Source organism: Pseudomonas sp. TMW22091 (assembly GCF_022496705.1).
Taxonomy (GTDB): Bacteria; Pseudomonadota; Gammaproteobacteria; order Pseudomonadales; family Pseudomonadaceae; genus Aquipseudomonas; species Aquipseudomonas saxonica.
In genome coordinates, this window is sequence record NZ_SCFI01000016.1 from 64068 (window position 1) to 89187 (window position 25120).

Below are 25120 nucleotides of genomic sequence, written 5' to 3' on the forward strand. Positions count from 1 at the left end.
CTGTATTTTTTATAACCCACTTCATACAAAAGGTTACCGACGTACGTCAACGTCAGCGCTGGCAACCCTGTTATGATCTGCAGCAACTTTTTGTGTAACTTTCCTCAGCCGATTACGAGCGAATTCATGAGCACCGACAAGACCAATCAGTCCTGGGGCGGCCGCTTCAGTGAACCCGTCGACGCCTTCGTTGCGCGCTTCACTGCTTCCGTCACTTTTGACCAGCGCCTTTACCGTCACGACATCATGGGCTCCGTGGCTCACGCCACGATGTTGGCCAAAGTCGGCGTGCTAACCGATGCCGAGCGCGACAGCATCATCGAAGGCCTGAAAACCATCCAGAGCGAAATCGAAGCCGGCACGTTTGACTGGCGCATCGACCTGGAAGACGTGCACATGAATATCGAAGCGCGCCTGACCGACCGCATTGGTGTGACCGGTAAAAAACTGCACACCGGTCGCAGCCGTAACGATCAGGTCGCCACCGATATTCGCCTGTGGCTGCGTGACGAAATTGACGTGATCCTGGCTGAAATTACCCGTTTGCAGAAAGGCCTGCTGGAGCAGGCCGAACGCGAAGCCGAGACCATCATGCCCGGCTTTACACACCTGCAAACCGCACAGCCAGTGACATTTGGTCATCACATGCTGGCGTGGTTCGAAATGCTCAGCCGCGATTATGAGCGTCTGGTCGACTGCCGCAAGCGCACCAATCGTATGCCTCTGGGCAGTGCCGCACTGGCAGGCACCACTTACCCGATCGACCGCGAATTCACGGCGCAGCTGCTGGGTTTTGACGCCGTGGGCGGTAACTCGCTGGACAACGTGTCGGACCGCGACTTCGCCATCGAATTCTGCGCCGCAGCCAGCATTGCGATGATGCACTTGTCGCGCTTCTCTGAAGAGCTGGTGTTGTGGACCAGTGCGCAGTTCCAGTTTATCGACCTGCCTGATCGCTTCTGCACCGGCAGCTCGATCATGCCGCAAAAGAAAAACCCGGACGTCCCGGAACTGGTACGCGGTAAAAGCGGCCGTGTATTTGGCGCGCTGATGGGCCTGTTGACCCTGATGAAAGGCCAGCCACTGGCCTACAACAAGGACAATCAGGAAGACAAAGAGCCGTTGTTCGACGCGGCTGACACCCTACGCGATTCGCTGCGTGCCTTTGCCGACATGATCCCGGCGATCAAGCCCAAGCACGCCATGATGCGCGAAGCGGCGTTGCGCGGGTTCTCGACAGCCACCGACCTGGCCGATTATCTGGTGCGTCGAGGCCTGCCGTTCCGTGACTGCCACGAGATTGTTGGCCACGCGGTGAAGTACGGCGTTGAAACGGGCAAGGACCTGGCTGAAATGAGCCTGGAAGAATTGCGCCAGTTCAGCGATCAGATCGAAGACGACGTGTTTGCCGTGCTGACCCTCGAAGGCTCGGTCAACGCCCGTAATCACATTGGCGGCACCGCGCCTGCGCAAGTGAAAGCGGCTGTAGCCCGTGGCAAGGCGTTGCTGGCTAACCGCTAAGCTCGTTTACCGTGCAGCAAAAAAACGGGCACTTTATGTGCCCGTTTTTTTTACCCAGCGCTTAAGCCAAGCTTTATTTCTTGCTACTGATCCAGGCCAGAAACTGCGGCATGACCGCTTCTTTATCCGCAGCGATTTTCTGCACGTGCGGGTTTTGCTCAAGTTGTTCGAGCAACGCCTTGGCCCCCGGCAGATCGGCCAGCAAGTCCAGGCCAAACAATTTATGCCCGACCGCACACGCCAGACTGACGCTGTACAGGAAGTAAATATCTGCCAGGCTCAGCGTCTCACCCGCCACGAAGGGTGAGAATTTTCCGTGGCGACCTAGCGAAGCAATACCTTCAAGCAACTCAGTACGGGCTTTAGTTTTGATTGCCTCAGGGACCGTCATGCCGAAGAACGCCTCCGAGTACAACGCACGGGCAGGCAACTCGATATACAGCTCTATTTCTTTGGCGAGCGCCAGCACTTGAGCGCGCTCGAAAGGATCCGTCGGTAACAGCTTTGGACCCGATTGTGTCTGCTCGATGTACTCAAGGATCACACTGGTTTCGTTGATAAAACCTTGCTCGACACCCAACACAGGAACTTTGCCACGCGGGCTGATGGTCAACGTTTGAGGTGCAGAACCTGGAAAGAAGGGGACTTCTTCGAAAGCAACGCCCTTTTCCAGCAGCGCCAGTTTGACCATGTTGTAGTAATTGCTGACTGCGAATCCATAGAGCTTAAGCATTGCAAAGCCTCCAGGCCGTGTTGGGGTTGGCAGCAGCTGTTATAAAGGTTCGCCGCTAAGCTGGCTAGCAGCATCACTGAGCTGAATGCCGTTAGACTGCCAGCCTTTACTTAAGGAGCCTGCCCATGAGCGAGCCAACCGATATCGACACCGACGAAGAAGAATTCGCCGAAGATACCCTGACTCAAGCGATTGAAAACCAGATTGAAAGCGACAACCCCCCTGCCGCTAAAGCCACGTTCAATAAGCTGACTTTGGTTGGCTACGAGCGCGACGAAATTTTGAGCATGATGGCGCATGTGCTTGCCGTGGAGATTGACGCGCTCCTCGAAGAAGACCGCGCCTTTGATTCGCAATGGTACGAAACAGCCCTTCGCGAGCTGCCGACCCTGCCGCCCGAGAAGAACTGAATCCGGCTTAGCCGTGAATCGCTGGAGCTCGTTGCCAGTCCAGTTCGCTGGCCGGCATCGGGCGTCCAAACCAGTAGCCTTGGCCCAGATCACACGTGAGGTCGTGCAGGAATTGCGCCTGCTCGACTTGCTCGATCCCTTCTGCCTGCACATGCAAGCCCATGCTTTGAGACAGTGCGATGACCGCGCGAACAATCGCCACGTCGTCATTGTCTGCCGGTAGCCCGGCGACAAATCCCTGATCGATCTTGAGCTTCTGCACAGGTAACTGCTTGAGCCGTAGCAAAGACGAAAAACCCGTTCCGAAATCATCAATGGCCAGTCGCAACCCCAAGGTTCGCAGGCGATGCATTTGCTCCAGCGCGGCCTGTGAATCGTCCATCACGGCACTTTCCGTGACTTCCAGTTCCAACAACGCCGGATCCAGCCCTGTATCGGCCAGCACGGTAGATACCAGCGTGAACAATTCAGGACGAGCAAACAAACGGCTGGAGATATTAACGGCCACAAATGACAACTCGACGCCAGCGCATTGCCACTGGCCCATTTGCCAGCAGGCTTGCTCCAACACCCACGCGTCAATTTCGGCAATCAGACCGGTACGTTCGGCGATCGGAATGAATTCGCCCGGCGATATCAAACCTCGCACCGGATGCTGCCAGCGCACCAGCGCCTCAACGCCAATCAGACGGCTGGTCTTGAGGTCGTGCACCGGCTGGTAATACACACGCAGCTCTTGCTGCTCCAGTGCCCGGCGTAAATCGCTGGCCACTTCTACCCGGTATTGTGCGTGAGTGGTCAGCTCTTCGGTGTAGAGGGCATAACCCTCGCGGCCCGTTTTTTTGGCCTTATACAACGCCGAGTCGGCATTGCGCAGTAATTGCTCGGCGTTCAAAGCGTCACGAGGGAATACGCTGATGCCCACGCTGGCGCTGATAAAAAGCTGATGCTTCTCAACCTCAAAGACCCCTTTCATCACCTCCAGCACCTTCTGCGCAGCCAACGCCGCCTCAGCCGTGCGCGAGCAATTGTCGACCAATACGGCAAATTCATCGCCACCCAATCGGGCCACGGTGAAACCTTTACCGAACAGACGCTGCAAACGGTCAGCGACCCTTTTGAGCAGCAAGTCACCGATGTTATGGCCCAGGCTGTCATTGACGATTTTAAAGTGATCAAGATCGATCAGCAGCAGCGCGCACCCCGAGGAGTGCCGTAGCGCCGAGGCTAACGCCTGTTCAGTGCGATCGGTAAACAACAGTCGATTGGGCAAGTCAGTCAGCGCGTCGTGGTGGGCCAACCGAGTCAATTCAGTCTGGGATTTTTTTATGGCCGAAATATCCGTGAACACCGCGACATAGTGAGTTACTAGCCCTTCACCATCAGTAATCGCACGGACGGTTTGCCACTGCGGATACACTTCGCCATCTTTGCGACGGTTCCAGATCTCACCGCTCCAGTCACCGTTTTCTTGTAGTGACTTAAACACCGCCTGATAGAACTCGGGGCCATGACGACCCGACTTGAACATATTGGGGCGGTGGCCCAACACTTCGTCGGCGGTATAGCCGGTGATTTCAACCAGAGCACGGTTCACATGCACAATCGTGCCCCTGCAGTCGGTGACCAACACACCTTCGCGGGTGCAATCGAACACCACGGCCGCTTGGCGCAGGCGCTCCCGATCTTGACGTTGATGCTTCAAGCGGGCGCCCACACCCATAAAACTCAACAGCCGTGCGCGGGCAATAAAAATTAATACGGCACTGCAAAACGCCCAAAAATAACCGTTGATCCGTTGCCACTGGGCCAATTGGCTCCAATCATCGAAATAACTGTTCAATAAATGATCAGATATTTGCAGCCAGAAAACCGATAACAGCCCGTACAACAAAGCCGCACGCAAAGCATCACGATATGAAACCGACATAAGAAAGTTAAAGAACCTACAAAAAAAGAGGAATTATAGTGTAAGAAACATCTGAATACTCTTATCTGAAAGGTCGACTGGTTTTATCTGGCAGCAAGGGGATAATGCGCGTTGCAATTTTTTTATCTTCCCGAGGGCCAAACAGCCTATGTGGTACAACGGTTTTCTTGACTTGTCAGCCTGGCAACTGGTTGCGGTCACCCTGTTGATGACCCACGTGACCATTATTGGGGTCACGGTTTATCTGCACCGCTATTCAGCGCACCGCTCTTTGGAGCTTAACGGTGGCCTGAAACACTTCTTCCGCTTCTGGCTGTGGCTGACCACTGCGCAGAATACCCGCGAGTGGACTGCCATCCACCGTAAGCACCACGCAAAATGCGAAACCGTAGATGACCCGCATAGCCCGGTCATCAAGGGGTTATCGACCGTTTTGCGCAAAGGTGCAGAGCTGTACCGCGAAGAGGCACAAAACGCGGAAACACTGCGTATTTACGGTAAGAACTGCCCTGAAGACTGGATAGAGCGGAATCTGTATTCGCGCTACAAATTGCTGGGCGTGGGCATCATGCTGGCCATCGACCTGCTCTTGTTCGGCGCCATCGGCCTGACCATCTGGGCGATCCAGATGATGTGGATCCCGGTGTGGGCTGCAGGCGTGGTCAATGGTCTGGGCCATGCCGTGGGTTACCGCAACTTTGAGTGCCGCGACGCGGCGACCAATCTGGTGCCGTGGGGCATCATCATTGGCGGTGAAGAGCTGCACAACAACCACCACACCTACCCCAACTCGGCCAAGATGTCGGTCAAGAAATGGGAATTCGACCTGGGCTGGGCGTGGATCAAGGTGTTCAGCTTTTTAGGTCTGGCCAAGGTTCAACGCGTTGCGCCCATTGCTCACCGGGTCGAAGGTAAGGGCAATCTGGACATGGACACCGCCATGGCGATCCTGAACAACCGGTTCCAGATCATGGCGCAGTACCGCAAGTTAGTGATTGCCCCCTTGGTCCAGCAAGAGCTGGCCAAGGTTGATCACTCGGTTCGCCACCAGTTCCGTCGCGCCAAGCGCTTGCTTTCGCGTGAGACCAGCCTGCTTGAAGATCGTCATCACCAGCGTATCGAAAGCCTGCTGGAGCACAGCCAGTCGCTGAAAGTGATTTACGAAAAGCGCCTGGCCCTGCAGCAGATCTGGGTCAAGACCAGCACCAACGGCCACGATATGCTGGCCGCTATCAAAGAGTGGGTACATGAGGCAGAAGCCAGCGGGATTCAGTCGTTGCGCGAGTTTGCCAATCAATTGAAGACGTACTCATTGCGTCCCGCTAAAGCATAGAGGCTACTACCCTCACCCCAACCCTCTCCCAAAGGGAGAGGGGGCTGGTTCAGGGTAACCTTGAAGCCGCGTGCGGTCAGTCCCCTCTTCCTCTGGGAGAGGGCGCTGGTTTTGAGTGATCTTGAAGCCGCGCGCGGTCAGTCCCCCCTCCCTCTGGGAGAGGGCGCTGGTTTGGAGTGATCTTGAAGCCGCGCGCGGTCAGTCCCCTCTCCCTTTGGGAGAGGGCGCTGGTTTGGAGTGATCTTGAAGCCGCGCGCGGTCAGTCCCCTCTCCCTTTGGGAGAGGGTTAGGGTGAGGGGCTCTGCTTTTTTACCAACCGCGCCAACTCTAACGGCCCGACTTTCAACAGTCGGGCCGTTTTGCTTTCAGCAAGTGACTCAATCCCATCGTCTGACGCCAAATTGGCTACTTGAGCAGCCATACTCATGACCAGCGCCTCGCGTGAATACACTCCACCGCCCAGGTGATAGATCGCTGCGATCAATTCCCGCAACTCCAACGGCAAGCGCCAGCGCGTGCGCAATGCGGAACCATAAGCTGCAGCAAATTCGGCCAGAGACGCGTCAATCACCTGAGTGTCCAGCTCGCCACCGGCCAACTGCCATTCCTGTAAACAGCGCAACACCGCCAGATCACCAATACGGTGCAGCAGCCCGGCGTAATAACAACGTGCTTTGTCCAGATTCAGGATGCCTGCCAAGGTGCGGCCATACTCAGCTGTGCGCAGTGACACGGCCCACTGCTGCTGCGCATAGTCAGTCAGGCACGGGTCCGTCAGATAGGCGCTCTGCTTTAGCGCCAGCCCTTGTATAAGGTTCACGCTTTGCGTCGCGCCCAAGCCTTGCAAGGCCTGCCCAAGCGTCTGTGTGGGACTGGTACGGTGCCTGGCGGCGCTATTGACCGCCGCAATCAACACTGCACCGATTTGCGGATCGGTATGGGCGTACTGCTCAAGCAACCCGAGGTCCAGGCCGACAGGCCCCATGCTCTGCTTGACGACCGCGTGGACATCCACCGACAGCGGGGCACCATCGCATGACGTTCGTCGCTGTGCCAAAAACTCCTTGAGCGTCATGCCCGGGGACAGTGCGGGCACATCACACGAGACCGCTTGCCCTGCCCTCAGCAACAAGGTTTGCAGACGAAGCGTCAAACCACTCATGTCCAACGGTTTGGTCAGGTAGGCCGTCGGTGCCAAAGGCAAAGCTTCACGCACACTGGCGCTGTCACTGCGCTCACTCAGCAAAATAAAAGGCTGGAGAGGACTGCGACGCAGTTGGCGAACCCTGCGCAATAAATCCAGCCCGCCAATGCCCGGTAGTTTGCCGTCAGCTATGACCAGGTCGTAGGTTTTTTGCTTCAAGAGCGTCAGTGCTTGCGGACCTTCCTGGCACACGTCCAGCTGCGCATCGCAGCGCACACTCAACACCATCTGTTTAAGCAAATCGCAAGTCCAAGGGTCTGGCTCGGCAATCAGCACGCTCGGCACCGCCAGTGAATCTACAGCTGTCATCGAGTTTGCTCCCGGCGTAATGCCTGCACCTTAGTCAAAGGGAGCGCGCGCTGGTAGAAAAAATACATAAATGAATCGCCCAAACCAAAAAAAACCGCCGAAGCGGTTTTTTTTGTCTATCGAGTCACAATTCAGGCATCAGGACTCACGCCAGCTCAGCGAAGCACTCTTCGATGATTGCCAGGCCTTTATCCAGTTGCTCGTCGGGCGAAGTCAACGGCACCAACACACGCAGGACGTTGCCGTAAGGGCCACACGACAGCAGGATCAAGCCTTTCTCACGCGCTTTAGCGACAACTTGAGCCACTGCAGCGGCGTTTGGCTTATGCGAATCACCGCCTTCAAACAGCTCGACCGCGATCATCGCGCCCAATGCCCGCACGTCACCGATAACCGGGTACTTGGCCTGAATAGCCTTAAGACCCGTGACCAAGCGCTCGCCGACCGCTTTGCAGCGATCCAGCAGGTGCTCTTCTTCAAACACTTCAAGCACGGCCAACGCAGCGGCGCAGGCAATCGGGCTGCCGGCATACGTGCCACCCAGACCGCCCGGAGCGATAGCGTCCATGAGCTCTGTCTTGCCGCACACACCGGCCAGCGGGAAGCCACCCGCGATGGATTTGGCGAAAGTGGTCAGGTCGGCGGTAACGCCCATCTGTTCCATGGCGAAGAAAGTGCCCGTACGGCCAGCACCTGTTTGTACTTCGTCAGCAATCAGCAGGATGCCGTGCTTGTCACACAGTTCGCGCAAGCGGGCCATGAACGCTTTCGGTGCCACGTAGAAACCACCTTCGCCCTGCACAGGCTCGATGATGATGGCGGCGATGTCTTTAGGCTCGGCGTCGTTTTTGAAAATACGCTCGATGCTGGCGATCGAATCGTCAACGCTGATGCCGTGTAGCTCACACGGGTACAACGCGCGGAAGATGCCGCCGGGCATCAGGCCCATGCCAGCCGAGTACGGCACGACTTTGCCAGTCAGGCCCAGGGTCATCATGGTGCGACCGTGGTAAGCGCCGGTAAAGGCAATCACGCCAGCGCGGCCAGTGGCAGCACGGGCGATTTTCACGGCATTTTCTACCGCTTCCGAACCCGTGGTCACCAGCAGCGTTTTCTTGTCGAAATTGCCCGGCACTTTGGCGTTAATTTTTTCGCACAGCTCAACGTACGGTTCGTAAGCCAGAACCTGGAAGCAGGTGTGAGTCAACTTGGTCAGTTGCTCTTGCACGGCCGCGATGATTTTCGGGTGCAAGTGACCGGTGTTCAGTACGGCAATACCGCCCGCAAAGTCGATGAACTCACGACCTTCAACGTCGGTTACCGTGGCGTTCTTTGCCGACTCGGCGAAGATCGGGTGAATTTGGCCAACACCGCGTGGTACAGCAGCTTCACGGCGTTTCATCAGAGATGCGTTGGTCTTGTTGCTCATGATGTCCTCATTCGCCGCGTATCACGCGGCGTGGTTCAAGTCTGACGCGCCTAAGTCACAGCCTTGCCAGCATTCGATGATCGACTGGCATGGCGCACCCGGCCACAAAAGTTAACGATTTGAAGCACAGAGGGGGCATCGCTCTCGTACCCCTTCTGCTGAACCACCCGCCGGATTAGATGCTCAGGCAGAGATATTTGATTTCCAGATAGTCTTCGATGCCGTACTTGGAGCCTTCACGGCCCAGGCCCGACGCCTTGATACCGCCGAAAGGTGCCACTTCGTTGGAGATCAGGCCGGTGTTCACACCCACCATCCCGTATTCAAGGGCTTCGGCTACACGGAACACACGGCTCATGTCGCGTGCATAGAAGTAGGATGCCAGACCGAACTCGGTGTCGTTGGCCATCGCGATCACTTCAGCTTCGTCTGTGAAGCGGAACAGCGGCGCCAGCGGGCCAAAGGTTTCTTCCTTCGCGACGGCGGCGTTTTTCGGCACATTGATCAGAATGGTCGGCTCAAAGAAACTGCCTTCCAGGCTGTTGCCGCCAGTCAGCACGGTTGCACCTTTACTTACGGCGTCAGCGATATGTTCTTTGACTTTGGCCACAGCCTTGTCGTCAATCAGCGGACCGGTCGTGGTGCCTTCTTCAAGACCGTTACCGATCTTCAATTTAGCCACAGCCACTTTCAGCTTCTCGGCGAACGCGTCATATACACCGTCTTGAATGTACAGACGGTTGGCGCATACGCAGGTCTGGCCGTTGTTACGGTATTTGGAAATGATCGCGCCTTCGACGGCCTTATCCAGGTCAGCGTCGTCGAACACGATAAACGGCGCGTTGCCGCCCAACTCCAGCGACACTTTCTTAATGTCTTTGGCGCATTCAGCCATCAACTGGCGACCGATTTCGGTCGAGCCGGTGAAGGACAATTTACGCACGATCGGGTTGCTGGTCAGCTCGCCGCCGATGTCGCCAGCGCTGCCGGTGACAACACTCAATACGCCTTTTGGAATACCGGCACGGTGCGCCAGCTCAACCAGTGCCAGTGCCGAGAACGGGGTTTGCGAAGCCGGCTTGATCACCATGGTGCAGCCTGCCGCCAACGCGGGGCCGGCTTTACGAGTGATCATGGCCGCCGGGAAATTCCACGGTGTGATAGCCGCGGTAACGCCGATTGGTTGCTTGATCACGATCAGGCGCTTGTCCGGCTGATGGCCCGGGATAACATCGCCATAAATGCGCTTGGCTTCTTCGGCGAACCACTCGATAAACGAGGCCGCGTACACGATTTCGCCTTTGGCTTCGGCCAGCGGCTTGCCTTGTTCGAGCGTCATCAGGCGGCCTAGATCGTCCTGGTTCTCGATCAGCAGCTCAAACCAGCGACGCAGCTTGGTCGCACGCTCTTTGGCGGTCAGTGCACGCCAGGCAGGCAGTGCATTGTCTGCGGCTTCAATGGCGCGACGGGTTTCAGCAGCACCCATTTTTGGCACCGTACCGATAATTTCACCGGTCGCCGGATTGTTGACCTTGATCGTCTGACCACCGTCCGCGTCTACCCAGGCACCATCAATGTAGGCTTGCTGGCGGAACAACTGTGCGTCTTTGAGCTGCATGTGGGCTTTCCTTAACAGCACCGCGCGGGCGCGGAGCGAATTATTGAGAGTAGAAAGGCGCCATGGAAGGCTGCCGTCAGGAAGTCATTCACTTACCAAAGTATCTGGAAAACGCACAGGACGTTAGGCGTTCGGCTCAGCACTCAGACAAGATCGTTTGAAATCTCAAACGAATCCTAGGGACAAAGGGGGTAAAGGACAATAGCCTGTTCGAAAAAAAGAACAACCTAGGGCTTTATACCGTTTTGGCTCTTGTCGCCATTAATAGCCTATAACAGGCGAGGAAACACCCGACGAATCAGCGGCATGGACGGGCGGCACGCAGATGAGTATCATGGCGCCCGCGTCGCACCAGTAGCTCAGCTGGATAGAGTACTGCCCTCCGAAGGCAGGGGTCGTGGGTTCGAATCCCGCCTGGTGCACCATCTTCTTTCCCTTGTCCAAGGGACTCGCGTCAAATCACCCTCACCCCGCTCATCGCCGCTTTTGGCAGTGTGTATCTGTGGCCAATCGATAACGACTGCATCGACATCTCTGCGGGCATCTATGCTTGCCGGGACTCTTCGCGTGCCTGTTCAAAGGGATTGGATTATGGAACTGATTCGCCTGTCTTGCCTGCGCCTGATGCGCAGGAGCTTGGTCATCACGGCTGGCCTGCTGTTTATGGGAGGCGCCGCAGCGGCGCGGGCCGACGATGCATGCGCCACGCTGGCGACTTTGGCCCTGCCCGATACCACCATCACCGAAGCCCGGGTTGTACCGGCCGGTGAATACGTCATGCCACAAAATCCGCTCACACGGTTGGCCAGCTATTCAGGGATGAACCTGGCAGGACTTGCGGAGAATGGTCCCAACCCCGCCTTCTGTCGCATTGCGGCCACGCTTAAACCGACCACCGATTCAGATATCAAGATTGAGGTGTGGCTACCGCTCAAAGGCTGGAACGGTAAGTTTCTCGGGGTGGGCAGTTTTGGCTGGGGTGGCGCGATGATGTTCCCGGCGATGCTGACCGGGGTTGAACAAGGTTACGCCACGGCGGCAACGGACACGGGGCACGACTCCAGTACCGAGGAAGGTAAGGGAGGACGCTTTGCACTGGGCCACCCCGAAAAATTGATCGACTATGCGTGGCGTGCCGACCACTTGATGACGATACAGGCCAAGGCGCTGATCAAGGCGTATTACGGTCAATCGCCGAGCCGTTCGTACTGGATCGGTTGTTCACTGGGCGGCCTTGAAGGCCTGATTGAGGCCAAACGTTTTCCCGATGATTACGACGGCGTCGTTGCAGGTGCCCCGCCGAATCCGATCGTCAATTTCAACGCCGCGCAGCTCTGGACCAGTTGGTTGATCAGCCACAACCCTGACGCGCGCATGACCCAAGAGAAATTCGACCTTGTTGCTAAAACCGCACTCCAGCGGTGCGCCACGCCGGTCGGCCGTAAGCAGGGATTTATCGAAGAACCGGATAAATGCGATTTTGCGCCCGAGCAGTTGTTGTGCCAAAGCAACGAAACAGTTGATTGCCTGACCGCTTCCCAGGTAGACCTGATGAAACAGATCTATCAGGGACCAATCAACCCACGCACCCATGAGGTCATCTTTCCCGGCCCGGCCAAGGGCAATGAAAGCCTGCTCGGTGAGTTTGTGGATGGCAAGCCGTTCCCCGTAGCGTTGGACTTGTTCCAGTACGCTGCGTTTCAGGACCCCGACTGGGACTGGACAACTATCGACTGGGACAAGACCGTGAATGAGGCCATCAACCGCCTCGGCTCCCTGATGCATGTGGACGACAATTTAAACCCGTTCTTCAACCGTGGCGGCAAGCTGTTGATGTATGTGGGCTGGAACGACTTTCATAACGGCCAGGAACTGGCCGACTATTACGAGGCGCTGATGCGCAACGCGGGTACAGAGATGCGCGATTCGGCACGTCTGTTTTTGGTGCCGGGGATGGGCCATTGCTACGGCGGCGCAGGGTGCGACACGTTCGATAAATTGAGCTACATAGACAATTGGGTAGAACACGGCGTGGCACCGCAGCGGATCGTGGCGTCGAAAATTGTCGATGGCAAAGTCGTCCGCATACGGCCGCTGTGTGCCTATCCGGCCGTGGCGCGGTATGACGGTAAAGGCGATATCGACAATGCCGCCAGCTATGTCTGTGAGGAAGGGGCTGCGAAAAAAATCTGAAGACGCGGTTTGGCGCCAACCCTGTAACCGGTAGAATGATTTAACGGCGGCTTGGCCGCCGATCGCAGCCTTCGTAACTCGTCAGCGGCACACCTTAAAAATGTGTAACCGCTGGCAAGCCGCGCGAATTACTCCTGAACGCTCATGCCACCAAAACGGTTCATCATGGCGGCGATAAACTCCTCAAGGCTCATTTTCTGACCATTTAAATCCACTTGGCCTGCGGCATAGTTGAGGGAGGCAAGAATGTTGGCCCCTTCCACTTTTGCCAGCCCGCTCTGTACGGCCAGGACACCCGCCGTCTCGCTGTCGAGTTGGGCCATTTCGACAATGGTTTGTGGGTCGGTTTGCCCTTCCAGTTGCGCCTGAACACCCGACAAATCAGCAATCATCGGTTTGGACAATTGCAACTTGGCGTCCAGTGATGTCACCAGTTGCTTAACCAGTTCAATAGGCGGTTGTTCGAACGTGGCCGGCTTGGCCAGGCTCACAGCAACATTGAACTGGCTTTCGCCATTGGCCGTTTTAAAGGTCAGGTTTTCCAACGCCAGTTGAGGCTTGGCATCCAACATTTTTTCGATGTCGGCTTGCATCTGTATTTGTTCAGCCGGGGTTAACTGCGCCACGGGTAATGTGCCATCGGCGTGCGGCTGGAACTTGGTCTGGTAGATCTGCAAAAGCGATTGCATGGCCGGAATATCCACGCTACTGGCCGTCATGACCATTTTCGCGCTGCCGACAGGTTTGCCGTCCAGTGTGATGTCACCGACGTTGTAAGCCAGACGCCCGGACAACAGGCTGCCTTTGGCAGACGCCGAGCCTGCGTATTCAAAGCCTTTGATCTTGGCCACCGATTGGCGTTCACCAAAGGTCAGTTGGCCTTCGCTCAGCTCCAGAATGTTTTGCCCAAGATAGAAGCCATAAGGGCTTTTATTAAGGTCGCTGGCCAGGGTCAGCCCATTGAGCTCCACCAGTACAGGGGGTTTATCTGCTGAAACGGCATGGACTTTGAGATGATCCATGTAGCCTTTAGCTTTAATGTTTTGCCCATCGGCATCGGACTGGGCGTCCATGGTCAAGCCCGAAAAGCTGAGGCTGGTGTTTTCATCCAGAGCCAGCTCAAGGGGCAACATCTCCGTATGGGCGTCAACCGAGCGGTTGTAGCCCAGCGTGACCTGGCCTTGAAGCGGAGACTGATCTTTGGCAGCGTTAAACCATTTTTCAGTGGAGGGTGTTTTTTCCAGCGAATAGTTGCTGGTCGCCATCACTGGCATCCACTTGAACGTCTTGATGCGAGACCACGGCAACGGACCGTGCTCAATGTGGTCGACAAACTGCATGACCAGCGGCTGCGCATCTGCGCCCGCGGATTCGTCCTGGATGTTCACACGGTACTGCGCGGTGCTGCTATATAACCCGCGATCAATGGAAACCAATTCGACAGTGGCGCGGGTCGCGGTGCCTTTGAGCTGCGTGGCAAGCGCTTGATTGCCCTGCTCAATAGAAGTCTTGAGTACGCCCTCAAGCTTGGAGCCTGTGTACCAAGCGCCAGCCGTATTAAGGGCCCCTGCGACGACAACAATTCCTACCAGTACGCCTAATGGTTTATTCATCAATTGACCCGTTCAATGTCCGTTGTGTTGAAAGATATGCGGTCTTGTTGGGCCCCTCATGGGCCAAAAAGTGGCTGCAGGTTAACACTGCAAAGAACGTTTGAACGATGACAGCTGCTTCACCCGGTAGACGCAAGGCAGCCCCCGCCTCATGGAAGTGACGGGGCAAACTCAGAAGGGTGGCGCTTCAGGCGTACACCAGGTCGCTCAAATCACGAGCACAGAAGCCTATTCCTACAGAATTTAGAGAAATGTCTGAACCAGCACACTGAAACAACTCACGGCTTAGCTTGAGTCGCAGTTGACTGTGGGCCCTGCGGCTTTTGCGCTGACTCCCATCCGCCTCCCAGCGCCAGGAACAGATCAATCTGGCTCATGGCGACTTGGGTGTTGGCCGCTGCCAATTGAGCTTTCACGTCGGTGTAGGTGCGGGTGGCTTGCAGGTCGGCGAGAAACGATTCTCGCCCGGCCTGATAGAACTGACGGGTTTGCTCGGCCGCTGTTCTCGCCGACTCATCCGCTTCAGCCAGCGCATCTCGGCGCTGCAGCAAAGCGGTGTACTGGACGAGGCTGGTCTGGGTTTCGCGGATGGCGTTAAGCACCACGCCGTCGAATTTGGCCAGTGCAGCTTGAGTGGCCGCTTCTGCCTCTCGAATCCGCGCCCGCGAGCCGTTGGTCGGGATGGTCCAGCTCAGCAACGGGCCGAATCCCCAGCGATTGGTCGGTGCAGTACCTAGATTGTCGATAATCCCGACGGTGCCTATGCTCGCACCGATGCTGATGTCCGGGTACAAGGCGCCGGTGGCTACGCCAATCTGGGCGGTGGCGGCGGCGAGATGGCGCTCAGCCTGACGCACATCGGGGCGGCGTTTGAGCAGCGCCGCGCCATCACCCACGGGCAGTAATTGAGCGATGTGTGGCAGTTCGGCGCATGTGGCCACGCCAGCCGGAAGTTGGTCGAGCGGCTTGGCCAGAAGCATTGATAAGCGGAACAAGCCCGACTGTCGCATGGCTTGATAGCGCGGCAGTTCAGCACGCAGGGATCTGAATTGAGTTTCTGAACGTGTTACTTGAGTTTCGTCTCCACGCCCCGCGTCGCGCAGGCGCTGAGTCAGGGTTGTGCTTTGTGACTGGAGGCGTAATGACTCTTCAGCGATTTCACGTTCTTCGTTGGCCGAACACACTTGTGTATACGCCCGCACAACATCGGCCACCACGGTGATACGTGCCGTGTCCGCTGCCGCCTGAGTGGCATCGGCATTGGCCTGAGCGGCTTCTATACCGCGCTGAAACGTACCCCACAGGTCGAACTGATAGGAGGTGCTGATGCCCAGATCGCCAACGTTGGCCACGGGCACTTTGTCTGCGAGCAAGAACGCTTCACCCGACTCCTGCAAGCGTTGCGCACCCGCCTTCACGGAACCACTCCAGCCGCCCGCCGACTGCGCTTGCTCAACCTGAGCCCGCGCGCGCAACAAGTTGGCTGCGGCTACGCGTAAATCGGTGTTGGAGGCCATGGCCTCGCGCACTAACGCGTTCAGCGTCGGGTCTTGGTAGAGTTTCCACCAGTCGTTCGGAACGGGGGCTGACACTACATTATCGCCCTCGCCCGCCAGCTCGCCCTGCAAGTCCGGGCGCTGCACCGCCGAATCTTTGGGTAGTTGGTAATCCGGCCCGAGTAATTGGCAACCTGACAGCAGTAACCCCAACCCTACGGCCGCCAGGTGTACAGCTTTCATTGCGCAGCCTCCTGCGCAGGCTTGGCGTCGGGAGCGTCATCGATGATCGACACAGTGGCCGTACGCCCGGCGATCATGCGGAAATCTTCAGGCACATCATCAAACGCAATACGCACCGGGATCCGTTGCGCCAGCCGTACCCAACTGAAAGCAGGGTTAACGTTGGGCAGTAGATTTTGGCCGCTAGTACGGTCACGGTCTTCGATGCCCGCCACAATGCTTTCGACATGACCGCGAAGGCGAGCATTGTCGCCCATTACCCGAATATCAACGCGCTGGCCGACATGGATGCCTTCAAGCTTGGTTTCTTCAAAGTAACCATCGATATGAAACGAGCTGCTGTCGACAATCGACAGAACAGGTCGTCCGGCAGTAACGAACTCATTGAGCCGGGGGGCGCGGTCATTGACGTAGCCATCAACCGGACTGCGTACCACTGTGCGCTCAAGGTTGAGTTTGGCACTGTCCACTGCAACCTGAGCCTCGGTCAGAGCCGCCTGTGCACGCATTTCTCGGGACTGGCTCTCTTCAAGACTTTCGCGGGAGACCAGATTGCCCAGGCCTCGATTACGCCGGCTTTCGCGCTGCGCCTGCGCCAGTGTTTCCTTGCGGTCAGCCTCGGTCGCTTCTGCTTGACGCAAGGCCAACTTGAAGCGCTCCTGATCGATGACAAACAATACTTGATCGCGGATCACGGGCTGGTTGTCGCGCACATCCACCTGTTTGATCAGGCCTGACACATCAGGCGCAATTTGCACCACGTCAGCACGGATATGACCATCGCGGGTCCAGGGGGCAAACATGTAATACATTGTCATGCGCCAGACCACGACGCAGGCGAACGCGACCACCAATAAGGTGAGAACGACGCGGCCCAAGGTCAATACAGGTTTTTTCATGTCATTAGGTATCGACTAAACGAATCTACAACGCCGAGCAGCAGAGCGTAGAGACCGACGTTGAATAAAGCCCGGTGCCAGACCAGGCGGTAAAAGTGCACACGCGTGAGTACTGCGTGGATCAGCAAAAACAGTAAATACGTGATGCCCATCAACACCAGAAGCGTCGGCAGGAACACCCCGCTGATATCTACCTCACCGATCATAGCGGCGCTCCATCCAGGCCAGGGTTGTGGGGTTGAGGCAGGTTGTCTTGGTCGACGATGAATTCAACACCCGGCAAGAGCGCCAGACGCAACCCACTCAGCGCATGAAGCAAGTGCACCCGCGCATCACCTTCGTCTTGCAGGTCATGAATATTCAGTGCCCGGCGGGTACGCTCCAGAGTCATTTGCAGGTCAGTGGGCATAGACAAGCGCTCGCCGGCCTTGAGGCAAGCGCTGAAGTATTCGCCGACTTCATGCACCACCTGGCTCAACAAGCGTCGTGGCTCGCCACTGACCCGCGGCGAATAGGCGAGCAAGTCCAGCACATTGAGTGCCACCCTCAGGTCGCGCAGGGCACTGCCCGTGTCTTGGCCGGTCAAGGCCAGTCGCGGCAGGTGCTGCATCAGGCGATCAAGCATTTGCGCGCCCATGTGCCGGTGCTCGGCTAAAGTCGCAGGGCGGGTCAGCGTGACGATATCGCGCCAACTAAAGCGAGTCAGGCGCTTAGCCGCCAGTTCGGCGCCAAACGGGCGAGCAATCAAGGTCCAGATGAAAGCGAACAGCAAACCAATGGGCCCAGCCAGGTTGGCGTTCATAAACACCAGAAAGTCAGCATCGTAAGCGCCCTGGATGCTGATAAACGACGCCGTATTGACAATGGTCAGCAGGGTGCCCAGGTAGAAACGCGGTTGTACGGTCAGTGTGCCGACACAGATGAACGGCACAGCAAATGCCAGCACCAGCATGGGGAAGTCATGCAGGTTGGGCAGGATGACGAACAAATACAGACTGGCGAATACGACTGACAACGAGGTCCAGAAAAAGAACCGGTAAATCTGGGGTGCGGGGTCGTCCATCGCAGCAAAAAAACTACAGGCAACGGCGGCCAGAATGACGGCACTGGCGCCATCGGACCAGCCGAGCAATATCCACAACACCGAGGCGACCACAATCGCGGTCACGGTTGAAAAGGCCGAATAGAGCATCAGGCCACGGTCAAGGAACGGTGTCAGACGGCCCAGCCGCCAATGTCGGTAAACCGCTCGCCAAGGCGCCTGGCTGCCGGTGGCGATCGCATGCTGAAGGCTGCGGCAGTCTTGCCATAAATCGATCCACTCCCCCAGTCGATAGAGCACGTTGGAGAAAACCAGCTGGCGTCGTTCATCCAAGGCTTCAGCGCTGGGCTGCAGCAGCTCCAGTTCATGGCGCAAGGCCTTCCAGGCTTCGACCGGGGCGCCCTCTTGAGTGCTTTCAAGCCAGTCCCGGGTTTTAGCCAACAGTGGCTCAATTCTATCCTGTTGCTCAGGGGTACGACGCTCCAATGCATACAAGGCATCATCCAGTGCGTCGACCACTGGCAATAAATGGATCATGCGTCCGCGCAGTTCTTTGGTGTTGCGCACGGTTTGCGGCAAGGCGCCTTCGTGGGGCAGTTGACCAATCATCAACTCCAGACTGTTGAAGGTTGCCACCATTGAGGAACGTAGACCGCTGGCTCTGGCGGGGTCTACATCACGAGCCAGAAAGTGTTTGCTGTAGTGGGCGGCGTCGTTCAGCCAACGAGTTGCAGCATCGACAAACACAGGCGCCAGACGCCGCGGCCAAAACATGCTGCCGACAACGGCAGCACACACAATACCGAGCATGATCTCTTCGGTTCGCGAAACAGCAATGTCGAATACATTTAGCGGGTTATCCACAATCGGCAAGGCGATCATGGGCATGGTGTAGCCCGCGAGCATAAAAATATAGCTGTTGGCCGTGCGCAGGTGCAGCGACAAGAACAGCAAAATGCCCGTCCAAAGCGCGATCACCAGCACCAGCAAAAAGGGGGTTTGTACAAATAATGGAACAAAAAATACGGCGGCCGCGGCGCCAATCAGCGTCCCCAGCGCCCGGTAGATCGCTTTGGAACTCGTCGGCCCGACAAAGGGGCTGGAGACAATGTAAACCGTCGCCATGGCCCAGTACGGGCGCGGCATTTCCATCCATAAAGCGATATACAGCGCGAGCATTGACGCGGCAAAGGTGCGCGTACCGTAAAACCAGTCACGAGCAGGCGGCAAACTGCTGAAAAAACCGCTCAAGATGATGCTCGATCAGGCAACTGACCTGATGCCTCGAAGGCTTTGATAACTCGTAATGCTGCTTCTTGATCTGCCACAGAAACTCCAGCCAACGCCATGCGTCGCAATTCTACGAGTTGCGCTTCAATCGCCTGTGCCACTGCACGACCGGTGTCGGTCAGGCTCAGGGATTTGGCTCGGCGATCGCTTGCGTCTTCATTGCGCACTACGTAGCCGGCCCTGCACAACTGATCGAGCAGGCGTACCAGTGAAGGGCTTTCCATGCCGGCCGCCTGGGCCACAGTGACTTGGCGCACGCCCTCACCCAAGCGGCCGATGATCAACAGCGGCATCGCACAGGCTTCGGAAATCCCGTAATTAAGCAGCGTGGTCTGGCAGACGCGACGCCAATGACGCGCCGCAACCACCATACCGGAGCTGATATTCATTTGAAGCAGATCAAGAGTGTCAGGCAAGAGGCATCGCATAATGTTAGTTGGCTAACTATTATTATTGGGGTGCCAAATGATAACAGTCAAGTGTTGCTGGTTATTTCTGTTACTCAATTTTGGGTTTTACGTGCAATCGCTCATTTAGCTCATCGACCGGAATCGCCCATTCGGCATCTGCCTTGAGCTGCTCCGTCAAAAATTCCCGTTGACTGTCGTTCCAAAATTTAGCGTCTACCAATTTAACGCCGTCAGGCATCAGATTTGCCTCGATAAACTTCTCGATTTCAGTATCGGATGACGGCAGGCCAAGTTGGTCGAACAGAAGGTTGATGCTAGGGATTGGCTCTTGCATGGGAGGGTCTCCAGTCAGGTGGGGCGCAGTCAGCGCCAGTGCAGGTCAAATATAGTCGAGCCTGCGTATCATCGACTGTTATGTCCTGCGCTTTGTTCCAACGGGCCGGAATCGAACTGAAATCATCAGGCTGCACGCTGCTGCTAATCAGCCAGACGCGCGCTGTTTGCGAGGGTAAATCAGTCAGATGGTCAATGTAGATTCTGGCTGCATCTGCGTTCACCAATGTGCCAAAACCGTAATCGTTTGGCCGCCCTGATGAGCCGTCCGCCATGGGCGGCGTGTACAGCATGGGGGTTGCCCCAGTCTTGTTGTAATAGAGATAACTGAAATACCAGAACAGATCGCTGACTACGATCTTGTCGCCCGGCATGAACTGCTGATTGACGTGACGAACCAAGCGGTCGAAATGATCAGCCTCACTGGAGAAATTACTGTGCAGGCCAGCAAGCTCAGTCCCTACAAAGAGGGTCAGTACAGCGATGGCCAATACCCGGCTGCGCTTGTACACGCGATCAATAACTATCGCGACAATCATCGGTATGCCCAGCGCGGCAAACATCACATAGCGCTCGATAAACAACGGCGAGACAAACGATACGGCGTAAATCGCCAGAATGGGCAGCAGGGTATAGATCACGATCAGGATGATAAATTTGTGCGGTGTCGAATCTCGCATCGCCAACCACACAGCACCCGCCATTAGCGCAAAGGGGGCAAACCAGAACAGGGGCCAAGGCAGATCATCGCCTTCGCTCTGAATTAGCAGCTGCCAGATCATGCCGGGTAAAGAGTGCGAATCGACCTCGGGCTCCCAACCCACATCACCGCCGCTTTTGAGTTCATCCACGTGGTGAAGCAAATCCCACAATCCGGGGAGCCAGGGCAGGAACAACAGCACGATGGCAGTATTGGCGAGCCACCAGGCTGGGTGTTTGATCAAGTAGCCGGTATGGCGGGCACTGAGCGACAGATACAGCCAATGAGCCATTACACAGAAGGCCGTGAAGTAATGGGTATAAAAGCCTGCGGCCATTAACACGCAGTAAATAACCAAGAAACGCTTTTTGTGCGGGGCTTTAATCCAGTACATCAGCGCAATTGTGGCGGCTATCAACCAAAAACCCATGAGTGAGTACATCCTCACCTCTTGGCTATAGCGCACTGCGGTCGGCAACAACGCCAATAGAAATCCTGCCAGTAACGCGACCCGTTGTGGCGCAACCAGCCGCACCAACCACATCCCCAGCAAAACCGTGGCTATGCCGGGTAATACGCTCAAGGTGCGAATCGATGCAAGGCTATCGCCGAACAGCATTATCCAGCCGTGCAACAGCATGAAATAGAGCGGTGGATGCACATCATGTGCCGCGTGCTCCCAAATACCTGTAAGCGGGTAATTGCTCAATATCAGGCTGGAAGCTTCGTCACACCAAATCGCAGAGGTGGTGGAACCATAAAAACGCACAGTGCAGGCCAGTAATAAAATGCCCCACAACATGGGCTGGCGAATCAATGTGCCCAACACACCTGTAGACAAATGAAGGTCGCGAAGCGGTGTGACGAGTACATCGTTACGGCTGAATACGCCCATTCTTCACCTGTTAAATAGAGCTGCCGACTGGATACCTTGCCCGTTCACGATTAAAGGTCGATAGGGCCGGACTAACCCTCCAATCAAAAAAGAGAATGGCCTTATAGGGTCGCTGAACGTGGAGTAACGTTAAACTAATCGTAACAAGGTTTGACAGGGACTGGGTCAGTACCTAACGTGGATTGGATCCAAAAAGCATGTCCCAATTTCGGCATAGGTAGTCTTAACGTGGCCGTCAAAATTTCCCCGCTACATTGCCTCGACGTATCAGGTCCTATACCGGCTCATTTGGCACGATCGAACATTGAGGAGACTTTACGCACCGCCATCCTTGATGGACGACTTCCCTGCGGCACGGCCATTCGGCAAGAGGCGCTTGCAACACTATTTGGCGTCAGTCGGATGCCGGTCAGAGAAGCCTTGCGACAATTGGAGGCTCAAGGCTTGCTTCACGTCGTTCAGTACAAAGGTGCAGTGGTTGCCCCTTTGATTGCAGATGATTCGTTGCAAACCTATGAGCTGCGTTTATTGCTTGAGGCTCAAGCCATTCGATTATCGGTCCCCCTGCTCACCGAGGAAGACCTGGAGGCCGCTGATGGCCATATCGAAGCACTCGAAGTCGAAACAGATTTCGGAAAAATCGGCTTGCTCAATCGACAGTTTCACCAGGCCCTCTACTGCAAAGCTCCCAATAAGAAATTATTGGCTCTCGTTGAAGCCGGTCTTATTGAAGAAGAGCGCTTCCTACGTTTTAACCTTGAACATATGAATCTGGGCAAACTGGCTCAGGACGATCACCGGGCTTTGCTACGGCATGCCCGAGCCAGAAATGTTGAGATGTGTATTGCAGAGTTGGAACAGCACCTGCAACGCGGCGTCAACGCCATTACCCAGTATCTGAAAAGCCAGAAACCAAAACAGCTCTGACGTTGGAAGCGTCAGGGCTGTGGATAAGTATTCAACTACTGTGTGATATCACTCTAGATTTTGAAGCTGTCGACCAATTGTTTAAGCCGGCTTGCTTGCTGTGATAATGCATCGCAGTCCTTCAGAGTCTCAGTGAGGTTGACCACACCTTGCTGGTTGAGCAGATTGATCTGGTTGATATCGACGTTAAGGGTTTCGACAACCGCCGTTTGCTCTTCAGTCGCTGCTGCAACTGATTGGTTCATGCCGTCAATTTCTTCGATGCGCTTGGTAACGCTGATCAACCGTGCACCGGCTTGGTTGGCCACCTCCACGCTTTCCTCACTCGAGGCCTGGCTCGCATTCATGGTACTGACGGCTTCGCGAGAACCCACTTGCAGCGAGGTGATCATTTTATGGATCTCCTCAGCCGACTCCTGAGTGCGGTGAGCCAAATTCCGGACCTCATCCGCAACCACCGCAAACCCACGTCCTGCTTCACCGGCACGCGCGGCTTCAATGGCAGCGTTGAGAGCCAGCAGGTTGGTTTGTTGAGAGATACCCTTAATCACATCCAAAATATGGCCAATATTGTCGGTACTGGCATTCAAGGTTTCGATTTGCGCACACGACTCGCTGATTTTCAGCGACAACTCAGACATGGCCAGAATGGTCTGCTCTACCACTTTGCGACCATCATCTGCCTGCTCGCTTGCACCACTGGCATGTTGCGAAGCATCAGCCGCATTGCGGGCAATTTCCTGAGTAGCAGCACCCAGTTCATTGATGGCAGCAGCAACGCTATTGGTACGTGCACTTTGTTCATCGGAGCCGATGATGGAAGCATTGGACGATGCCATAACGCGCTCGGATAAATCATGAACCTGGCGAGTTGCAGAAGACACTTCTGAAATGGATGCGTGAATACGCTCCACAAACAGGTTAAACGAACCCGCCATTTCGCCGAACTCATCCTTGTGCTCAATCACCAGACGCCGTGTCAGATCTCCTTCCCCGTGTGCGATGTCTTTCATGGCACGGCCCATCGTAACCAGCGGGCGCATCAACACCTTAATCAACAGACTCAAAAGCAGTGCAATGGCAGCTACCGCGATAAACATCGCAATTAATGCTGAAGTACGAAATTCGGATAGCGGTAAGTAGGCTTTATCTTTATCCAGCGATTGGCCGATGTACCAATCGGCGGATGGCAAACCTGTTACCGGCGTGAAGGAAATAATCCGTTCATGACCATTGAGCTTCACTTGCTGAATGCCCTTTTCGATCTTCAGTGAGCCGGACGGATAGATATCCTTCAGATTTTTCATAACCTGATTTTCTTCCGGGCTAACGATGATCTGACCATCACCGCTCACAAGAAATGCGTAGCCCAAGCCGCCTGAATCCACCGAGTTAATAATTTTGACCAGGCTATCCAGGCTCAGATCGCCCCCGACAACACCCAGTAACTGGCCATCTTTGTTGACGGGCATGGCAATGGTCACAATCAAACCGCCTACAGCAGCCATGTAAGGCGCAGTCAGCATAGGTTTACCGTTAGTTACCGCTTGCGTATACCAAGGGCGCTGACGGGGGTCATATCCTTCCGGCATTTTGGCGTCTGGGCGCTGGGTAAACACACCATTGGCTTGACCGACGTAAGTGAATTGAAAGTTCGAGGTCAGCGCAGGCTGGTCGACCAATCCAGCCAGATCTGCTTGGTTACCTTGATGGCCGATATTTTGTGCCAGGTTTTCGAGTAACAAGATCCGCCCAGCCAGCCAGTTCTGAACACTGCTGGCGGTAAGGTTGCCTGCCTGTTGCACAGACTTTTCAATATTCTGATGGATGGTATTACGCTGGAGATAGTCGTTGTACAACGTGAAAAACGCGAACGCCAGAACCACGACTCCTGAAGCGGCCAGAAGGATTTTATGGCTGAACTTTAGATTCATTTCATGGGACTTCTTATGCCGAAAGGGGGGATGCGTGAGGGAGACATCAGATAAGGGCTCTGTACCCGATTCACACATTGCTCAGTTAGGCTGTCGGCACGCAGTGCAGAACAATGAGCGGATTATCTCGGCTATTTGTAACCACCGTTTCGGCACCCTTGCCGAATCGCCTCAATAAACCGCTTACGTTAAACGTAAGGGCTAAGACCTGAGGGTTGGTGTCATTTCAGAAGAGGTGAAGGCTATGACGGAAGTTGGAGATTTTTATCTCGCAAAAACAAAACCCCTGTCTGCGTGAGCAGACAGGGGTTTTGGAATTCAATCTTGACGATGACCTACTCTCACATGGGGAAACCCCACACTACCATCGGCGATGCATCGTTTCACTGCTGAGTTCGGGATGGGATCAGGTGGTTCCAATGCTCTATGGTCGTCAAGAAATTCGGTATCAGATCCGTTATGAAAACGTCTCTGTGAAAACTTGGGACTTCTACAAAAACAAAATCCCCGTCTGCGTGAGCAGACAGGGATTTTGGAATTTAATCTTGACGATGACCTACTCTCACATGGGGAAACCCCACACTACCATCGGCGATGCATCGTTTCACTACTGAGTTCGGGATGGGATCAGGTGGTTCCAATGCTCTATGGTCGTCAA

At 55.6% G+C, this 25120-nt stretch carries 19 protein-coding genes, 1 tRNA gene, 2 rRNA genes and 1 pseudogene; 6 read left to right on the forward strand and 17 right to left on the reverse strand.

Going from position 1 to position 25120, the window contains the following annotated elements; all coding sequences use genetic code 11:
- The first annotated feature begins 126 nt into the window (after positions 1-126).
- Complete coding sequence (argH, locus tag EQV93_RS21450) at positions 127-1521, forward strand: argininosuccinate lyase (protein WP_122785399.1); 1395 nt, start codon at positions 127-129, stop codon at positions 1519-1521.
- 73 nt (positions 1522-1594) lie between these two features.
- On the opposite strand, the gene EQV93_RS21455 is transcribed toward argH, so the two are convergent.
- A complete protein-coding gene (locus EQV93_RS21455) occupies positions 1595-2254 on the reverse strand; it encodes a glutathione S-transferase family protein (RefSeq protein ID WP_122785364.1) in 660 nt (219 codons plus the stop codon).
- A gap of 125 nt (positions 2255-2379) precedes the next feature.
- Here EQV93_RS21455 and EQV93_RS21460 point away from each other — a divergent pair, with 125 nt between their 5' ends.
- A complete protein-coding gene (locus EQV93_RS21460) occupies positions 2380-2664 on the forward strand; it encodes a hypothetical protein (protein WP_146385049.1) in 285 nt (94 codons plus the stop codon).
- A 7-nt stretch (positions 2665-2671) separates the two neighbouring features.
- Here the strand turns inward: EQV93_RS21460 and dibA are convergent, their stop codons facing one another.
- Positions 2672-4594 (reverse strand): phosphodiesterase DibA, encoded by a 1923-nt coding sequence (dibA, locus tag EQV93_RS21465; RefSeq protein WP_240892414.1) that lies wholly within the window; start codon positions 4592-4594, stop codon positions 2672-2674.
- Positions 4595-4742: 148 nt separating this feature from the next.
- Between dibA and desA the strand changes: the two genes are divergently transcribed.
- Positions 4743-5927 carry a delta-9 fatty acid desaturase DesA gene (gene desA / locus EQV93_RS21470; protein WP_122785367.1) on the forward strand — a complete coding sequence of 395 codons (1185 nt, stop codon included), beginning with the start codon at positions 4743-4745 and terminating at the stop codon, positions 5925-5927.
- Between the two features lie 286 nt (positions 5928-6213).
- On the opposite strand, the gene EQV93_RS21475 is transcribed toward desA, so the two are convergent.
- From EQV93_RS21475 to gabD, 3 genes are all read right to left on the reverse strand, one after another.
- Complete coding sequence (locus EQV93_RS21475; RefSeq protein ID WP_146385053.1) at positions 6214-7440, reverse strand: HDOD domain-containing protein; 1227 nt, start codon at positions 7438-7440, stop codon at positions 6214-6216.
- Between the two features lie 145 nt (positions 7441-7585).
- On the reverse strand, positions 7586-8869 hold the full coding sequence (gene gabT, locus EQV93_RS21480; protein WP_122785369.1) for a 4-aminobutyrate--2-oxoglutarate transaminase: 1284 nt from the start codon (positions 8867-8869) through the stop codon (positions 7586-7588).
- 175 nt (positions 8870-9044) lie between these two features.
- Complete coding sequence (gene gabD, locus EQV93_RS21485) at positions 9045-10487, reverse strand: NADP-dependent succinate-semialdehyde dehydrogenase (protein WP_122785370.1); 1443 nt, start codon at positions 10485-10487, stop codon at positions 9045-9047.
- Positions 10488-10835: 348 nt separating this feature from the next.
- Here gabD and EQV93_RS21490 point away from each other — a divergent pair.
- A tRNA-Arg gene (locus tag EQV93_RS21490) sits at positions 10836-10912 on the forward strand.
- Positions 10913-11078: 166 nt separating this feature from the next.
- Positions 11079-12680, forward strand: coding sequence for a tannase/feruloyl esterase family alpha/beta hydrolase (locus EQV93_RS21495; RefSeq protein WP_240892415.1), 1602 nt, complete (start codon positions 11079-11081; stop codon positions 12678-12680).
- 128 nt (positions 12681-12808) lie between these two features.
- Here EQV93_RS21495 and EQV93_RS21500 read toward each other — a convergent pair whose 3' ends face one another.
- From EQV93_RS21500 to EQV93_RS21535, 8 genes are all read right to left on the reverse strand, one after another.
- Positions 12809-14293 (reverse strand): YdgA family protein, encoded by a 1485-nt coding sequence (locus EQV93_RS21500; RefSeq protein WP_146426253.1) that lies wholly within the window; start codon positions 14291-14293, stop codon positions 12809-12811.
- A gap of 278 nt (positions 14294-14571) precedes the next feature.
- The gene (locus EQV93_RS21505) at positions 14572-16032 is read right to left on the reverse strand and encodes an efflux transporter outer membrane subunit (protein WP_146426252.1); all 1461 of its coding nucleotides are present in this window, start codon (positions 16030-16032) and stop codon (positions 14572-14574) included.
- Positions 16029-16931, reverse strand: a complete 903-nt coding sequence (locus tag EQV93_RS21510; protein ID WP_146385060.1) for an efflux RND transporter periplasmic adaptor subunit — start codon at positions 16929-16931, stop codon at positions 16029-16031. The genes EQV93_RS21505 and EQV93_RS21510 overlap by 4 nt, the downstream gene beginning before the upstream one ends.
- Positions 16928-17137, reverse strand: coding sequence for a DUF1656 domain-containing protein (locus EQV93_RS21515; RefSeq protein WP_122785375.1), 210 nt, complete (start codon positions 17135-17137; stop codon positions 16928-16930). The genes EQV93_RS21510 and EQV93_RS21515 overlap by 4 nt, the downstream gene beginning before the upstream one ends.
- Positions 17134-19224 (reverse strand): FUSC family protein, encoded by a 2091-nt coding sequence (locus EQV93_RS21520; RefSeq protein WP_240892416.1) that lies wholly within the window; start codon positions 19222-19224, stop codon positions 17134-17136. Before EQV93_RS21520 ends, EQV93_RS21515 begins: the two co-directional genes overlap by 4 nt.
- Positions 19221-19652, reverse strand: a complete 432-nt coding sequence (locus EQV93_RS21525; RefSeq protein ID WP_122785377.1) for a MarR family winged helix-turn-helix transcriptional regulator — start codon at positions 19650-19652, stop codon at positions 19221-19223. The genes EQV93_RS21520 and EQV93_RS21525 overlap by 4 nt, the downstream gene beginning before the upstream one ends.
- A gap of 109 nt (positions 19653-19761) precedes the next feature.
- On the reverse strand, positions 19762-20007 hold the full coding sequence (locus EQV93_RS21530) for a DUF2789 domain-containing protein (protein WP_240892417.1): 246 nt from the start codon (positions 20005-20007) through the stop codon (positions 19762-19764).
- Positions 19988-21601 (reverse strand): glycosyltransferase family 39 protein, encoded by a 1614-nt coding sequence (locus EQV93_RS21535; RefSeq protein WP_240892418.1) that lies wholly within the window; start codon positions 21599-21601, stop codon positions 19988-19990. The genes EQV93_RS21530 and EQV93_RS21535 overlap by 20 nt, the downstream gene beginning before the upstream one ends.
- A 228-nt stretch (positions 21602-21829) precedes the next feature.
- On the opposite strand from EQV93_RS21535, the gene EQV93_RS21540 reads away from it, so the two are divergent.
- A complete protein-coding gene (locus tag EQV93_RS21540; protein ID WP_240892419.1) occupies positions 21830-22528 on the forward strand; it encodes a GntR family transcriptional regulator in 699 nt (232 codons plus the stop codon).
- Between the two features lie 53 nt (positions 22529-22581).
- Here the strand turns inward: EQV93_RS21540 and EQV93_RS22580 are convergent, their stop codons facing one another.
- The 4 genes and pseudogenes from EQV93_RS22580 to rrf (EQV93_RS21555) form a co-directional block, all read right to left on the reverse strand.
- Positions 22582-23466 carry a methyl-accepting chemotaxis protein gene (locus tag EQV93_RS22580; RefSeq protein ID WP_411172347.1) on the reverse strand — a complete coding sequence of 295 codons (885 nt, stop codon included), beginning with the start codon at positions 23464-23466 and terminating at the stop codon, positions 22582-22584.
- Positions 23440-24540 (reverse strand): annotated as a pseudogene (locus EQV93_RS22585) (HAMP domain-containing protein); the annotation flags it as partial. The pseudogene EQV93_RS22585 and the gene EQV93_RS22580, both read right to left, overlap by 27 nt.
- A gap of 244 nt (positions 24541-24784) precedes the next feature.
- Positions 24785-24900: ribosomal RNA gene (gene rrf, locus EQV93_RS21550) — 5S ribosomal RNA — on the reverse strand.
- A 105-nt stretch (positions 24901-25005) separates the two neighbouring features.
- Positions 25006-25120 (reverse strand): 5S ribosomal RNA (gene rrf / locus EQV93_RS21555).